Consider the following 13,954-nt stretch of genomic DNA (forward strand, 5'->3'; position numbering starts at 1 on the left):
CCCTCTCCCCCACATGCGTGGGGGAGAGGAATAAGCTGGGGCCAAACACACGAACGCCCTCCGTGGGGAAGCGGAGGGCGCCGTTGGGCAAGCGGTGTGGGGCAACACCGGGTGCTGCCGGACGCCCTTGGGCAAAGCGTCCGGAGTCTGGGAAATGCGGGGAAAGCGGGCCTCAGTCGTCCGAGACGGCTTCGTCTTTCTCGGAACCGTGGCTCAGCGCGGCGGCCAGTATGCCGGCGTTGGAGCGGATGGTGGACTCGATGGCGTTGGCCATGTCGGGGTTCTGGCGCAGGAAGGTCTTGGCGTTCTCACGCCCCTGCCCGATGCGCTCGCCATTGTAGGAGAACCACGAACCGGACTTCTCGACCACGCCCGCGGTGACGCCTAAGTCGATCAATTCGCCAACCTTGGAGATGCCTTCGCCATACATGATGTCGAACTCGACCTGCTTGAAGGGCGGGGCCACCTTGTTCTTGACCACCTTCACGCGGGTCTGGTTGCCGACCACCTCGTCGCGGTCCTTGATGGCGCCGATACGGCGAATGTCGAGGCGGACAGAAGCATAGAACTTCAGCGCATTGCCGCCCGTCGTAGTCTCGGGCGAACCGAACATCACGCCGATCTTCATGCGGATCTGGTTGATGAAGATGACCATGCAGTTGGTCTTGGAAATCGAACCCGTCAGCTTCCTGAGCGCCTGGCTCATCAGACGGGCCTGCAGGCCCGGCAGCTGGTCGCCCATCTCGCCTTCCAGTTCGGCGCGCGGTGTCAATGCCGCAACCGAGTCGATCACCAGCACCTCGACGGCGCCAGAGCGCACCAGCGTGTCGGCGATCTCGAGGGCCTGTTCGCCCGTATCGGGCTGGGAGATGAGGAGGTCGTCGACCTTGACGCCGAGCTTGCGGGCATAGACCGGGTCAAGCGCATGCTCGGCATCCACGAAGGCGCAGATGCCGCCGCGCTTCTGGGCTTCGGCGATCGTCTGCAGCGCCAGCGTGGTCTTGCCGGAGGACTCAGGGCCATAAATCTCGATGACGCGGCCCTTCGGCAGGCCGCCGATGCCGAGTGCGATGTCGAGCCCGAGGGAACCCGTCGAGATCGCCTCGATCTCGAGAGCCGACGAGGCGCCGAGCTTCATGATGGAGCCCTTGCCGAACGCCCGCTCGATCTGGCTCAGGGCCGCGTCCAATGCCTTGCTCTTGTCCATGTTGCTCTCAACGACCCGAAGATTCGACTGCGATGCCATCGGTGTACTCCTTCATTCCGCCTGGGTCCACCGGGGCGTCAGCTGTGTGCGAACCGGTGATGTTCCAAATATGTTCTATTTCCGTTCGGATTTCAAGCAAAAAAACGAAACCCCTTAAGCCCTTGAAAAGATGGTAAACGCGCGAAACAAATTTGGAACATACCGGAACAGCAGGGCGTCACCCGGATGAGGACGCCCAAAACCCCGAACACTCCCGCCTGGCGCGAAGTCCCGTCAGTTTCGTGATTGCGCCAGCGCGGCTTCCAGGGCGGCGGTGGCGGATCATGCTCAAGCAACTGACCTTGCGCGCGTTCTTGTCGACCAGGTGGGTCCACCTGGCCGGAACGCGCGCTATCCCTCGATCGCTTCCTTTACCTTCTCCACGAGCTGCTTCAGCGAGAACGGCTTCGGCATGAAGGAGAAGCCGGAAAAGCCCTCCAGATCCTGCTCGAACTGCTCGCCGGGATAGCCCGAAACAAAGACGAACTTCGTCTCGATCCCGCGCTTCCTCAGTTCACGGAGCAATGTGGGTCCGTCCATCTCGGGCATCACCACATCGGAGATGATGAGGTCGAAACCCTTCTCGTCCATTTCAATCCGCTCCATGGCGCTTTCGCCCGAATCCGCCTCGACAACGGTATAGCCGCGGGAGGTCAGCGCGCGCAGCGCGAATGCCCGCACCGCATCCTCGTCCTCCACCAGCAGGATGCGCTCCTTGCCGGTATAGTCGCGCTTTGCGGGTTCCGCGGGCTTCTCCTCCGGAACCGGCTCGCTGGCGGTTTGCGGGTAGTAGCGCGGCAAATAGATCCGGAAGGTGGTGCCCTTGCCAACCTCGCTGTCGCAGAAGATGAAGCCGCCCGTCTGCTTGACGATGCCGTAGACGGTGGACAGGCCAAGGCCCGTGCCCTTGCCCACGTCCTTGGTCGAGAAGAACGGCTCCCAGATCTTCTCGCGGATGTGCTCGGGGATGCCGGTTCCGGTGTCCTCCACCTCGCAGGCCACGTATTCGCCCGGCGGCATGAGGTGCGGCGCGATGCTGTGGGAGGCCTCCCTGGAGACATTGTAGGTCTTGACCGTCAGCGTGCCGCCATTGGGCATCGCGTCCCTCGCGTTCACAGCGAGGTTGATGATCACCTGCTCGAACTGGTGGATGTCGACGAGTACGAACCCCAGTTCCCGGTCATGCGAGATCCTGAGTTCCACCTTCTCGCCCAGCACGCGGCCCAGCAGGTTGCCGAGGTCGGACAGCGCCTCCGTCAGCACATGCACCCGGGGCTGCATGGTCTGCTTGCGCGAGAAAGCAAGGAGCTGGCGCACCAGGTTCGCCGCGCGGTTGGCGTTCTGTTTGATGTTCATCACATCCGCGAAGGCCGGGTCGGTCGGACGCATTTTCGCCAGCAGAAGGTCAGCAAAGCCGATGATGGGGGTAAGCACGTTGTTGAAGTCATGCGCGATGCCAGAGGCGAGCTGGCCCACGGCGAGAAGCTTCTGGCTTTGCGCCAGCTGCACCTCGAGCGACTTGTTCTCGGTCTTGTCCACCGCGAAGACGACGGCGGTATCATCCTCCGCCGCCAGCCGGGTGAAGGTGAACAGCACGTTGCGCGGGCTTTCGCCCTCCACATTGGCTTCGATCTGGTGCAGGCTGCCCTCGGCGGAGAGCGCGGCCTCGAGCGTCCTCTGCAGAGCCGCACGCTCGCTCTGCACGATGGCCACCGAGAGCTGCGCGCCGCGGCGCACCTTCTGAGACAGCCCGATGAAGGCGGCGTTGGCCATGCGGATGCCGCCCTCCTTGTCGACCTCGGCGATGCCGATCGGCGCATTGTTGATGAACCGCGACAGCCGCGGCGCGGAAATCTCCGCCCGCCCTGCGGCGGCACCCGTGAGGCTGCGGGGAATGACCACGGTGCGCGAAGGCGCGGGCTGTCCCTGCGCATCGAATTCCACGTGGTGTATCAGCTGCACCGGGATCAGGCCGCCGGTGACCGCATTGGGAAGGTCGATGCTGAAGCTCTCGGTGACGGACCCTCCCGGCCTCACCTCGACGCCCGAAATCAGACGCGCCGCGGGCTCGCCGAGAAGGCCCGCGAGCGTCAGGTTCGCGGCCTCCGCTTCGGTGAGATCGATCCCCAGCCACTGGGCGAGCGTCGCGTTGATGTAGTCGACGCGCCCATCCGCCATGGTGGAGAAGAAGCCCGCGGGCGCGTTGTCGAGATAGCTGATGATGAACTGGAGACGTGAGAAGGCCTGTTCCTGCCTTTCCCTGTCCTCGCTGATGTCCTCGAGCCGCCACAGGCGGTAGCCGCTGCGCCCGTTCTCGGCGGCGCAGGCCGAAATCCTGATCCAAGCCGGCCTGTCCGGCGCGGCACAGGGCGCGGCAGATCCGGGCCCCACGCGGAGTTCGCGGCTTTCGCTGCGGCCCTCGCGCAAGCCCTGCGCGATCTGGTAGACGGCGGCGGAAAACTCCGGATAGGGCGTCAGCAGCACGTCCATGCCGACGAGGCGGCCGCCGCCGGCCCGGGCCACAAGCCCGCGGTAGGCGGCATTGGCATGGACGGCGCGGCCATTCCTGTCGGCCACCACCATGGGGTGGCCGATCGCATTGCTGACGGCATGCAGGAATTCATGTTCGCCAGCCCCGCGCCCCAGCCGAAGCAGCCCGGCGAGGAGGCCAAGCAGCGCCAAAAGCCCGATCGCCGCCAGCGCCGCCCCGCCCCACAGCACCAGGCGCGGATCGACCGGCACGTCCTGCGTCACGGCATAGGTCACAGCGCCAGCAGCCATCAGGGTCAAGAGCAGCACGGCGGCAATGCGCCCGCGGCCGTTGCCTGCCGCTGCAGGCACCGCCAATTCGCCCCTGCCCGGCGCGCTCTTCTCCGTCATGTCTGCCCACCCCGAATCATCGCCAGTATAGGGTAATCGCCGCCCGCGCCATCGCCCGCCTTGTTGCCGGTCCACCGCCACGCGTTCCGCGGTTCAGCCGCAGGGGTGGGCAAACCCGGGGGTTCGTGCCGGGGCACACGCTCCCGCTGCCGCGTTCTCTGCTTTACAAAGCTTTTCACCAACGTCATTCTCGACACTCCTGGGGAGGCCGGGACAAGAACTGCTGCAGAAGGCGGTCATTACCAGCCAGCGAAGGGGTGCTGCCGATGGAATTCCTGAGCCAGAACATGCAAGTGATCGTGGCTTCCCTCGTCGTGTTGGCGTTGCTCCTCGTGGTGATGCTCACGTGGCGGGCGGTGAGCCCGCGCATGGCCGGGCGCCGGGGCCAGCGCCTTGGAATCAGCGAATATCATGAGATCGACAAGTCGCGCCGGCTGGTGCTGGTGCGGCGTGACAATGTGGAGCACCTGATCCTGATCGGCGGCGCGCATGACCTGGTCATCGAGCAATCGATCACCCCCGCCGCCATCGCTGCGGCCTACACGCCCTCGCCCATATCACCCGACCCTTCCAGTTTCCGCCCCGCCCCGCGCGCGCCCTCCTTCAGCGACCGCCATCAATCCGGTGCCAGCCCGCCGCAGCGTCGGTCAGCTGATGCCATGCAACAGACGACAAGCCGGGAGGAGCCATAAGTCTGACGCGCGGTCCGGACCGGGCCTCAAACTCGCCTCATTCTCCCGCGATTGACCGGGCGAAAGGTATGATGATGTTCAAGTCGGTTTCCTTCGTCCGGTCCGTTGCCTGCGTCATGGCGGTGATCACCGCTCTTGCGGGGTTTTTCGCCGGCGAGGCGCAGGCCCAGGCGCGCAACCTGCCCCTGATCCGCGATGCGGAGATCGAGGGACTTTTGCGTCTTTACACGCGCCCCATCTTCAAGGCCGCGGGCATCAACCCGAAGTCGGTGAAGGTCTATATCATCAACGACCAGCGCATTAACGCGTTCGTGGCAGGCGGACAGCGCATCTTCGTCAATACCGGGCTGCTGATGCAGTCGGACACCCCCAACGAGGTGATTGGCGTCCTGGCGCATGAGACGGGCCACATTGCCGGCGGCCACCTCGCGCGCATGGGCGTGGAGATCGAGTCGGCGAGCTACACCCAGATCATCGGCATGCTTGTCGGCCTTGCCGCGATTGCGGGCGGGATCGCTGCGGGCAGTGCCGAAGCGGCCCAGGCGGGCCAGGGCGTGATGATGGGTTCGCAGGGTCTCGCGCAGCGCAACTTCCTCGCCTATGCGCGCGGCATGGAAGCCTCCGCCGACCAGGCGGCGCTGCGTTACCTGACTGCCACCGGCCAGTCTGGCCGGGGCATGATCACGCTGTTCGAAAAGCTCGGCCGCCAGTCCATGGCAGCGCTTCAGAACGCCGACCCCTATGTGATGTCGCACCCCATGCCGATGGACCGCATCCGCAACCTTGAGGAAGCGGCGAAGAAATCGAAGTTCTACGATACCAAGGACCCGCCCGCCCTGGTCCTGCGCCACGAACTGGTTCAGGCGAAGCTCTTGGGCTTCACCAGCGGCCCGCAGGCCGTGATGCAGCGCTACCCCTCCTCCGACCAGTCGATGCCGGCGCGCTATGCAAGGGCCATCGCCATGTTCCGCAAGGGCGACATCCGGAACTCCCTGCCGATTATGGAAAGCCTGACGGCGGAGTTGCCCGAGAACCCCTATTTCTGGGAACTGAAGGGCCAGGCCCTGCTTGAGAACGGCCGCGCTGCCGAGGCCGTGGCCCCGCTCGAGAAGGCGCTGAAGCTGCTGCCCAAGAATGGCCTGATCCAGATGATGATGGCCCAGGCGCTGATCGACACTGGCAGCGCGGAGAATTCCAAACGCGCCATCAAGCTGCTGAGGCAGGCCCAGCAGTCAGAGGGGCAGACGTCCGCGACCTACAAATTCCTGGCGCGGGCCTATGCCCAGACCGGCGACATTCCGCGCGCCGAACTCGCCACCGCCGAGGCAGCCCTTCTGCAGGGCGACCGCAAGCTGGCGGTGGAGAAGGCCAAATCCGCCCAGAACCTGTTCAAGAAGGGCACGCCGGAGTGGACCCGTGCTAACGATGTTTTGACTTTTGCCAGCCGCGATTGAATGGACGCCGGGCCTCCGGTCCGGCATTCTCCCGCTACATAAATAGGGAACCCTGACACATGACATTCCGCCCCCGGCTCACGGCCGCCGCCGCGTTTTTCTTCGCATTCGTCCTTCCTGCGGCGGCAGAAACCGGCTTCACCGACGCGCAAAAACAGGAGATCGGCGGGATCGTGCGCGAATACCTGCTCGCCAATCCGGAGGTTCTCCTGGAGGTGAGCCGTGAGCTTGAGGCGAAGCAGAAACTGGCAGAAACCGAGCAGCGCGAATCGGCAATGACGGCCAACGCCGATGCGATCTTCCGCTCGCCCCATGACCATGTGGCCGGCAACCCCGATGGCGACGTGACCCTCGTGGAGTTCTTCGACTACAACTGCGGATGGTGCAAGAAGGGCCTTCCCGAGGTTGTAAACCTGATCGAGCAGGACAAGAACCTGCGTGTCGTCCTGAAGGAATTCCCCATCTTCGGTGGCGACTCGGACTATGCTGCCAGGGCCGCCATCGCGGCGAAGAAGCAGGGCAAGTACTGGGAACTTCACACCGCGTTGCTGAGCCACGAAGGCAAGGTCACCAGTGCCGTGGTCGACGAAATCGCAGCGGCGCAGGGACTGGACGTTGCAAAGCTCAAGGCCGACATGGAGCTTCCCGAAGTGGCTGAGGCGATCCAGGCCAACCAGGCGCTTGCTCAGGCGCTGGCAGTCAACGGTACGCCCGCCTTCATCATCGATACCCAGCTGACACCCGGCTACCTCCCCGCGGCAGACCTCATGGCCGCCATCGCGGCCGTACGCGAGGGTGGCGGTTGCAAGCTTTGTTAACGGCGGTCCTTGCGCCGCTTCCTTCCGCCGCACTTCCCGCCTATAAGCAGCGGAAATCCTGAACAGTCGCCTGAGGGTCGATGAAGCCTGTCTATGTATTGAATGGACCGAACCTGAACATGCTGGGTCTCAGGGAGCCTGCGATCTATGGCGCGGCAACGCTTGGCGACATCGAGGCGCGCTGCCGCACGCATGCCGCGGGCCTGGGCCTGTCCATCACCTTCCGCCAGAGCAACATCGAGGGCGAACTCGTCTCCTGGATCCAGGAGGCGCGCGAGAAAGCCTGCGGTATCGCCCTCAATGCCGGCGCCTACACCCACACATCGATCGCGCTGCATGACGCCTTGAAGGCGGCGGAGCTTCCCGCGGTCGAGCTTCACCTGTCCAACGTCCACCAGCGCGAGGATTTCCGCCACCACAGCTTCATCGCACCGGCGGTGAACGGGGTGATCTGCGGTTTCGGCCCCGAGAGCTACGTGCTCGCCATCTCCGCGCTCCATTCCCTGATCACGGCAAACAAGAAGGCTTGACGAATGCCCCCGTCCAAGAAACCAGCGCCCCGGCCCGCCTCCGCGAAACCCGCGGTCAAAGACCCCGACCTCGACCTGATCGCGAGCCTCGCCGCCATCCTGAACGGCACCGGCCTCACCGAAATCGAGCTTGACCGCAAGGGCACCAAGGTGCGCGTGGCCAAGACGGTGACGGCAGTCGCTACCGTCGCGGCGCCACATCCTGCCCCCTCCGCGCATGTCCATGCCGCTCCGGCTGCGGCCGAGGCTGCCCCGGCAAAGGCGGCCGGCGATCATCCGGGCACCGTCAAGTCGCCGATGGTGGGCACGGTCTACCTCGCGCCATCGCCCGGCGCCTCCAACTTCATCGAAGTTGGCTCCACCGTAAAGGAAGGCCAGACGCTGCTCATCATCGAGGCGATGAAGACCATGAACCAGATCCACGCGCCGCGCGCGGGAAAGGTCACGCAGATCTTCGTCGATAACGGCCGGCCCGTCGAATACGGCGAGCCCCTCGTGGCGATCGAGTAGGCGGGGATGTTCGACAAGGTCCTCATCGCAAACCGGGGTGAAATCGCGCTCCGCGTACTGCGCGCCTGCCGCGAGCTCGGCATCCAGACCGTGGCCGTGCATTCGACGGCGGACGCTGACGCCATGCATGTCCGCCTCGCCGACGAGAGCGTGTGCATCGGCCCGCCGCCCGCGCGCGACAGCTACCTCAACATCCCCGCGATCGTCGCTGCCTGCGAGATCACCGGGGCAGAAGCCGTGCACCCCGGCTACGGCTTCCTCTCGGAGAACGCCCGCTTCGCCGACATCCTGACGGAGCACGGCCTCAAATTCATCGGCCCGTCGGCGGAACACATCCGCATCATGGGCGACAAGATCACCGCCAAGCTCACCGCGAAGGAACTCGGCATTCCCGTGGTTCCGGGCTCCGAAGGCGGCATCGGGGACATTGACGAGGGCAAGCGCGTCGCGCGGCAGATCGGCTATCCCGTGATCATCAAGGCCACAGCGGGCGGTGGTGGGCGCGGCATGAAAGTGGCGCGGACCGAGGCCGACCTCGAACTCGCCATGAGCACCGCCCAGTCGGAGGCCAAGGCGGCCTTCGGCAATGGCGAGGTCTATATCGAGAAATACCTCGAGAAGCCGCGCCACATCGAGATCCAGGTACTGGGCGACGGCAAGGGCCGCGCCGTGCACCTGGGCGAACGCGACTGCTCGCTGCAGCGCCGCCACCAGAAGATCTGGGAAGAGGCGCATTCACCCGCCCTCAACGCCCACCAGCGCGACGAGATCGGCGGACGCGTGGCGCAAGCCATGCGGAAACTCGGCTATGAGGGTGTGGGAACCATCGAGTTCCTCTACGAGAATGGCGAGTTCTTCTTCATCGAGATGAATACGAGACTCCAGGTGGAGCATCCGGTGACGGAGGCGATCACCGGCCTCGACCTGGTGCAGGAGCAACTGCGCGTCGCTGCAGGTGGCGATCTTCCCTATGCCCAGGAGGATATCACCTTCTCCGGCCATGCCATCGAATGCCGCATCAACGCGGAGAACCCGAGGACCTTCGCCCCCTCCCCCGGCCGCGTGGACGCGGTGCATTTTCCAGGCGGGCTCGGCTGCCGCGTCGACTCGGCACTTTATGCCGGCTACCGCATTCCGCCCTATTACGACAGCCTGATCGGCAAGCTGATCGTCTCGGGAAAGACCCGCACCGAATGCATGATGCGGCTCAGGCGCGCGCTCAGCGAATTCGTGATCGAGGGCATAGAGACCACCATTCCGCTGTTCCAGCAGCTCCTGGCCGAGCCCGACATCATCGACGGCCACTATGACATTCACTGGCTGGAGAACTATCTCGCCCGCCAGGCCTGACGCCGCAATGAGCACCATCACGCCGCAGATCCTGCTCCGTGCCTATGCGGCGGGGATCTTCCCGATGGCGGAGAGCGCAGAGGACAATGCGCTCTACTGGGTTGAGCCGGAGGAGCGCGGCATCATCCCGCTCGACGGACTGAAGATCTCTCATTCGCTGCGCAAATGCGTGCGGCGCAGGCCGTTCGAGATCAAGATCGACCATGATTTTCCAGCCGTGATCGCCCAGTGCGCCGCGCGCGCGCCGGGCCGCAACTCGACTTGGATCAACGCCCGCATCGTGGCGCTCTATTCCCAGCTCCACCGCATGGGCTGCTGCCACAGCGTTGAATGCTGGCAGGAGGGCACGCTGGTGGGTGGGCTCTATGGCGTCCGGATCGGGGCGGTGTTCTTCGGTGAAAGCATGTTCTCGCGCGTGACCGACGCCAGCAAAGTGGCGCTCGTCCACCTCGTGGCCCGGCTCAACTTCGGTGGCTTCAAGCTGCTCGATGCGCAATTCGTCAATCCCCATCTCGAGCGCCTGGGCGCCGTCCAGATGCCCAAGACCCGCTACCATCAGATGATGGAGCCGCTGCTGTCGCTCGAAGCCGATTTTTTCGCCTTCGACCAGGATGCGGAGCCCGAGGCAGTGCTCGCATGGGCGGGCATGCGCCGCTGAGACACGCGCGAGAGCGGCGGGCTGTCAGTTGAGATCACTGGGGTATTTGCACTCCATTCTTCCCGTCACCCCAGCGAAAGCTGGGAGTTGATCTCAAGTGACCGTCCGCCGCTCCAGAGCATGATGCACAAAAGTGGAAACCACTTTTGCGACAAGATCATGCTCAAGGAATCGATCTTCCGCGAGTTCTTTTCGACCAGGTGATTCAACCTGGTTGGAACCCTCGCTAATCCGCCACTTCCTCGCCTTCGCCGATCTGCTCCTGCAGCGTGGAGAGATCGGGAAGCACTTCGACAACAGGGGGCGGAGCGTTGGGATCGCGGCAGCCGGTGAGCCAGACGTCGTAGATGGCGTGTTCGACGGCGTTGAGGCCGGGGCTTTCCGCGAACATCCAGCCGGCAAAAATGCGCCTACGGGTTTTCTCGACCTCCACCTGGTCGACTTCTACGAAGCTCGTGGTCTTCGGCTCCGCCGTGAGGGGCCGCGTGAAGCAGGCATTGGGCTTCACAATGAGGGTGCCGAAGCGGCGTTCCTCTCCGATCGGGATTTCGAATGTGGTCGTGACGCCGGTAATTTTGTCGAGGCCTGCGAAGACGGCGATGGGGTTGTTCATCCGCTCAGCCTCTGCCAGGGCCTGTGGCGCTGCGGCGAGCATCAGCGCAAGGGCAAGGCTGGCGCGCCTCATGGCTTCACCGCTTCCACCCGCAGCCTCACATAGTCTGCTGTCCAGTTCCCGTCCGCGTCGCAGAGTGCTGGGCGAAGCAGTTCGACAGTTTCCGAAAGCGCGCTGTCCGCGTCCGCCCCGAACTGCGCGAAGAAGGGCTTGCGAAACAGCATGAGCCACTCTGCCATGCCGGTCTTCAGCACCACCGGGCGCGGGATGAGCGCGATCCGCTTCACGGTGAAGCCATGGCGCTCGAGCAGCGCCTGGTAAGGCGCGACGGCTGGGAAGTACCAGGGATGGGCAAGACCGGCATCGCCGCCGCGCCGGGCTGCGACAGCGCACAAGGCGGTGACGATGGCGGCCACGTTTCCGTGCCCGCCGAACTCGGCCACGAAGCGGCCGCCAGGCTTCAACGCGCGCGCAACGCCACGCACCACGCCATCGGCATCCGTCATCCAATGCAGGGCGGCGTTGGAGAACACGGCGTCGAATTCGGCGGTGAAGTCCAGCGCCTGCCCGTCCATCAGGCGCGCATCGATGCCGCGGCCGCGCGCCGCCGTGATGAAATCCTCGCTGGAATCGACGCCCACCACTTGCGCGCCTGCCGCGGTGAGTTCCGCCGTCAGGACACCGTCGCCACAGCCAAGGTCGAGGATGCGTTCGCCTGCCTGCGACTCCAGCCAGCCGACGACGCCGGAGGCGAGATCGGAGACGAAGCGGGCATGGGTGTCATAGGAGCCCGCTGACCACACCTGGCGGCGCGGATCGGCCTGAGTGGTCATCACGGCGTCTGGGTGTCCGCAGCGCCGCCGGAGGCGCCGCCCTTGTTCTCGAACATCGCCTGGCTGATCAGCGACCAGATGTCGACCGCGCCCTGGGTGTTGGAGATCACGCCGCCCTCGGCGAGCATGGTCTCCGCGCCACCTTGCTCGAGGGAGATGAACTTCGATCCGAGAAGGCCTTCGGCCGTGACCTTGGCGGATGCATCCTCGGTGAGCTGGACCTTGGGGTCGAGCTCCATCTTGACATTGGCCTGGAAGTTTTCCGGATTGAGCGTGAAGTCCACGACCGAGCCGACCTTGACGCCCGCCACCCGCACATCCGTCCCGATGCTGACGCCCTCCGCGTTGTCAAACTCCGCGCTGACGCGGTAGCTGCCTGCGGTGCCGCCACGCTCGGAGGCCTGGTAGGCATAGATGAAGAACGCCGCAGCAATCGCGACGACCGCGGTGCCGATCAGCGTCTCAACCGTCGAGTTCTTCAAGGCCGCCTCTCCTGTTCATTGCGGGCAGGATCTAGGAACAGACCCCAGCCAAAATATGGCGGGCTTACTCCGGCCGCCAGGCGGAATAGTCCGCCGCGCGCGGGGCGGGCGTGGAGCCTGCCAGGATCGAACCCTTCGGGCGATACGCCATGGGCGTGCCGGTCTGGTTGGGGCGATGGGGCTTCTGCCATTCCGCCGGATGGTAGTCTTCCTGGCCAGGCGTCACATCGGTGCGGTGATGAATCCATCCGTGCCAGCCGGGGGGAATGGAAGAGGCTTCGGAATAGCCGTTGTAGATGACCCAGCGCCGCTCCTTGATGGACTGGGGCAACGCGGATTTCGCGCGGAAGTACCGGTTGCCGGACTCGTCGGAGCCGACATATTGGCCGTGACGCCAGGTATAGAACCGGGTGTTCAGTGTCTGGCCGTTCCACCAGGTGAAAAGCTGCTTCAGGAATGACATGCCGATTCGTCCATTGCGCGGGGCGTGAAGCCCCCTGAAAACGCGGCGGAATATGGCGGATGGGGCGGCCTGCGTCCAGTGCCGAATTGCCACTCACGGCGCGGCGGCGATCAGGTCCTTGGCAATTCCGTCGCGCTCACGGCTGACAAGGACGCTGAGGCCCGTGGCACTGGCCCATGCGCTGCGCAATTCCGCAACGTCCTCAGGCGAAGCGGGCGCCAATGCGGGAATGGAATAGAGCTTCAGCCCGTTGCTGCGCACTTCCCGTGTGAGGCTCACGAGATAGACGGGCTTCGTCAGGCTGCCTTCGGCCGCTGCCACATCCGTCTTGTAGAGTCGCAGAACCTCGCGCGCATCCGGATCGCCCTCCACCTTGCGGGTGAGTGTGAGTTTGGACTGCAGCCCTTCATGCAGCGCCGGACGCGGTGGCAATTCGGCCAGTGTTGCGTCAGGGTTGAGATAGGGCAGGCTTTCCCGCCAGCCCCAGGGCGGCACCACGCTCCAGCCGCCGCCGGCGAGCGATTGCGCGAAACGGTCAAGATCGCCCGCGTACTGGGCAATGAAGACCTCTTCCGGCTTGCCCGCAAGATCGATGCGGCGCACGGGAAGCGTCTCCCACTCGGCACCCAACCACTGGCTGAGCGGTACCAGCATCTGACGTTGCGGCATGGTATAGAGTTCATGGGCGCGGGTAAGCCCTGTTGCCACATGCAGGCCGCCTGCGAGGACAAACACGCCGAGTGCGGAGGCGAACAGACCCACGGGCTTGATCCGGCGCGGCGGGATGGCCTCGATCGCGACACCGAAGGCTGCCATCATCACCGTGCCGAACAGCAGGCCCGCGAGCACGTCAGACAGCCAGTGGGCGCCGAGATAGATGCGCGAATAGGCGATCATCACCACCACGACGGCGCAGATGGCATAGACCAGCGCCCTGCCCCAGCGGCCCATGGAATGGCTCACCAGCACGGCCAGGATGCCGAAGATCACGGTCGACATGGTGGCGTGCCCGGACGGGAAGGAGAAGATCTCCGGGCCCACGTAGTTGAGTTCGCTGGGCCTGGCGCGCTGGATGCCGGCCTTCATGGCCATCTCGAAGAGCTTTGCCGCGACGATGACGAATCCCGCCGCCCAGGCCGCGCGGTAGGCCTTGTGCCAGACGAGCCAGCCCAGCATGGTGGCAGCCAGCGCCAGCATCACGGGTGTGTCACCCATCATGGTGATCACTGTCATGATCGCGTCGGCGGGCGCGTTGCGCGTCTCGCGCATCAGCGTGGCGGCCGAGAGATCGATGTTGGAGACGGCATCGCCCGTTGCGGCCCGGAAGCCAAGGTTGAGAAGCCCGATCACGCCTGCAACCGCGATGGCGGCGAACAGCACGATCGCGACGGAGCGCGGGTTCTCGGGCGCGACGGCCCGGGCAAA

The 13,954-nt window shown here is 64.8% G+C and carries 14 protein-coding genes; 7 read left to right on the forward strand and 7 right to left on the reverse strand.

What is annotated here, in order from left to right; translation table 11 throughout:
- Positions 1–172: 172 nt before the first annotated feature.
- Both recA and ACILRA_RS10435 read right to left on the reverse strand, forming a co-directional pair.
- On the reverse strand, positions 173–1,246 hold the full coding sequence (gene recA, locus ACILRA_RS10430) for a recombinase RecA (protein WP_395662036.1): 1,074 nt from the start codon (positions 1,244–1,246) through the stop codon (positions 173–175).
- A gap of 351 nt (positions 1,247–1,597) precedes the next feature.
- Positions 1,598–4,126, reverse strand: coding sequence for a response regulator (locus ACILRA_RS10435; protein WP_395662037.1), 2,529 nt, complete (start codon positions 4,124–4,126; stop codon positions 1,598–1,600).
- Positions 4,127–4,392: 266 nt separating this feature from the next.
- Here ACILRA_RS10435 and ACILRA_RS10440 point away from each other — a divergent pair, with 266 nt between their 5' ends.
- The 7 genes from ACILRA_RS10440 (at position 4,393) to aat (ending at position 10,138) form a co-directional block, all read left to right on the forward strand.
- Entirely contained in the window at positions 4,393–4,818 is a 426-nt protein-coding gene (locus ACILRA_RS10440) for a hypothetical protein (RefSeq protein WP_395662038.1), read from the forward strand.
- Positions 4,819–4,886: 68 nt separating this feature from the next.
- Positions 4,887–6,272 carry a M48 family metalloprotease gene (locus ACILRA_RS10445; protein WP_395662039.1) on the forward strand — a complete coding sequence of 462 codons (1,386 nt, stop codon included), beginning with the start codon at positions 4,887–4,889 and terminating at the stop codon, positions 6,270–6,272.
- Positions 6,273–6,331: 59 nt separating this feature from the next.
- A complete protein-coding gene (locus tag ACILRA_RS10450; protein ID WP_395662040.1) occupies positions 6,332–7,090 on the forward strand; it encodes a DsbA family protein in 759 nt (252 codons plus the stop codon).
- Between the two features lie 80 nt (positions 7,091–7,170).
- Complete coding sequence (aroQ, locus tag ACILRA_RS10455; RefSeq protein WP_395662041.1) at positions 7,171–7,620, forward strand: type II 3-dehydroquinate dehydratase; 450 nt, start codon at positions 7,171–7,173, stop codon at positions 7,618–7,620.
- A 3-nt stretch (positions 7,621–7,623) separates the two neighbouring features.
- Entirely contained in the window at positions 7,624–8,130 is a 507-nt protein-coding gene (gene accB, locus ACILRA_RS10460; protein ID WP_395662042.1) for an acetyl-CoA carboxylase biotin carboxyl carrier protein, read from the forward strand.
- A gap of 6 nt (positions 8,131–8,136) precedes the next feature.
- Positions 8,137–9,480 carry an acetyl-CoA carboxylase biotin carboxylase subunit gene (gene accC / locus ACILRA_RS10465; protein WP_395662043.1) on the forward strand — a complete coding sequence of 448 codons (1,344 nt, stop codon included), beginning with the start codon at positions 8,137–8,139 and terminating at the stop codon, positions 9,478–9,480.
- Positions 9,437–10,138: a leucyl/phenylalanyl-tRNA--protein transferase gene (gene aat, locus ACILRA_RS10470; protein ID WP_395662044.1), complete on the forward strand. Its 702-nt coding sequence runs from the start codon at positions 9,437–9,439 to the stop codon at positions 10,136–10,138. The genes accC and aat overlap by 44 nt, the downstream gene beginning before the upstream one ends.
- A gap of 226 nt (positions 10,139–10,364) precedes the next feature.
- On the opposite strand, the gene ACILRA_RS10475 is transcribed toward aat, so the two are convergent.
- The 5 genes from ACILRA_RS10475 to ACILRA_RS10495 all read right to left on the reverse strand — a co-directional run.
- Entirely contained in the window at positions 10,365–10,823 is a 459-nt protein-coding gene (locus ACILRA_RS10475; protein WP_395662045.1) for a DUF2155 domain-containing protein, read from the reverse strand.
- Entirely contained in the window at positions 10,820–11,584 is a 765-nt protein-coding gene (locus ACILRA_RS10480) for a class I SAM-dependent methyltransferase (protein ID WP_395662049.1), read from the reverse strand. Before ACILRA_RS10480 ends, ACILRA_RS10475 begins: the two co-directional genes overlap by 4 nt.
- Positions 11,584–12,066 carry an outer membrane lipid asymmetry maintenance protein MlaD gene (gene mlaD / locus ACILRA_RS10485; RefSeq protein WP_395662046.1) on the reverse strand — a complete coding sequence of 161 codons (483 nt, stop codon included), beginning with the start codon at positions 12,064–12,066 and terminating at the stop codon, positions 11,584–11,586. Before mlaD ends, ACILRA_RS10480 begins: the two co-directional genes overlap by 1 nt.
- 64 nt (positions 12,067–12,130) lie before the next feature.
- Positions 12,131–12,529: an NADH:ubiquinone oxidoreductase subunit NDUFA12 gene (locus ACILRA_RS10490; RefSeq protein WP_395662047.1), complete on the reverse strand. Its 399-nt coding sequence runs from the start codon at positions 12,527–12,529 to the stop codon at positions 12,131–12,133.
- A gap of 93 nt (positions 12,530–12,622) precedes the next feature.
- The coding region (locus ACILRA_RS10495; protein ID WP_395662048.1) for a phosphatase PAP2 family protein at positions 12,623–13,954 on the reverse strand (1,332 nt) is incomplete at its 5' end.

It is taken from the genome of Aestuariivirga sp. (assembly GCF_044239095.1).
In the GTDB taxonomy this organism is placed as follows: Bacteria; Pseudomonadota; Alphaproteobacteria; order Rhizobiales; family Aestuariivirgaceae; genus Aestuariivirga.

Bases quoted from the DNA above. Each gene is read 5' to 3' on its own strand.
- ACILRA_RS10450 (WP_395662040.1), top strand. From the start codon at position 6,332: ATGACATTCCGCCCCCGGCTCACGGCCGCCGCCGCGTTTTTCTTCGCA.
- ACILRA_RS10490 (WP_395662047.1), bottom strand. From the start codon at position 12,529: ATGTCATTCCTGAAGCAGCTTTTCACCTGGTGGAACGGCCAGACACTG.
- accB (WP_395662042.1), top strand. From the start codon at position 7,624: ATGCCCCCGTCCAAGAAACCAGCGCCCCGGCCCGCCTCCGCGAAACCC.
- accC (WP_395662043.1), top strand. From the start codon at position 8,137: ATGTTCGACAAGGTCCTCATCGCAAACCGGGGTGAAATCGCGCTCCGC.
- ACILRA_RS10445 (WP_395662039.1), top strand. From the start codon at position 4,887: ATGATGATGTTCAAGTCGGTTTCCTTCGTCCGGTCCGTTGCCTGCGTC.
- ACILRA_RS10440 (WP_395662038.1), top strand. From the start codon at position 4,393: ATGGAATTCCTGAGCCAGAACATGCAAGTGATCGTGGCTTCCCTCGTC.
- aroQ (WP_395662041.1), top strand. From the start codon at position 7,171: ATGAAGCCTGTCTATGTATTGAATGGACCGAACCTGAACATGCTGGGT.
- ACILRA_RS10480 (WP_395662049.1), bottom strand. From the start codon at position 11,584: ATGACCACTCAGGCCGATCCGCGCCGCCAGGTGTGGTCAGCGGGCTCC.
- ACILRA_RS10475 (WP_395662045.1), bottom strand. From the start codon at position 10,823: ATGAGGCGCGCCAGCCTTGCCCTTGCGCTGATGCTCGCCGCAGCGCCA.
- aat (WP_395662044.1), top strand. From the start codon at position 9,437: ATGACATTCACTGGCTGGAGAACTATCTCGCCCGCCAGGCCTGACGCC.
- recA (WP_395662036.1), bottom strand. From the start codon at position 1,246: ATGGCATCGCAGTCGAATCTTCGGGTCGTTGAGAGCAACATGGACAAG.
- ACILRA_RS10435 (WP_395662037.1), bottom strand. From the start codon at position 4,126: ATGACGGAGAAGAGCGCGCCGGGCAGGGGCGAATTGGCGGTGCCTGCA.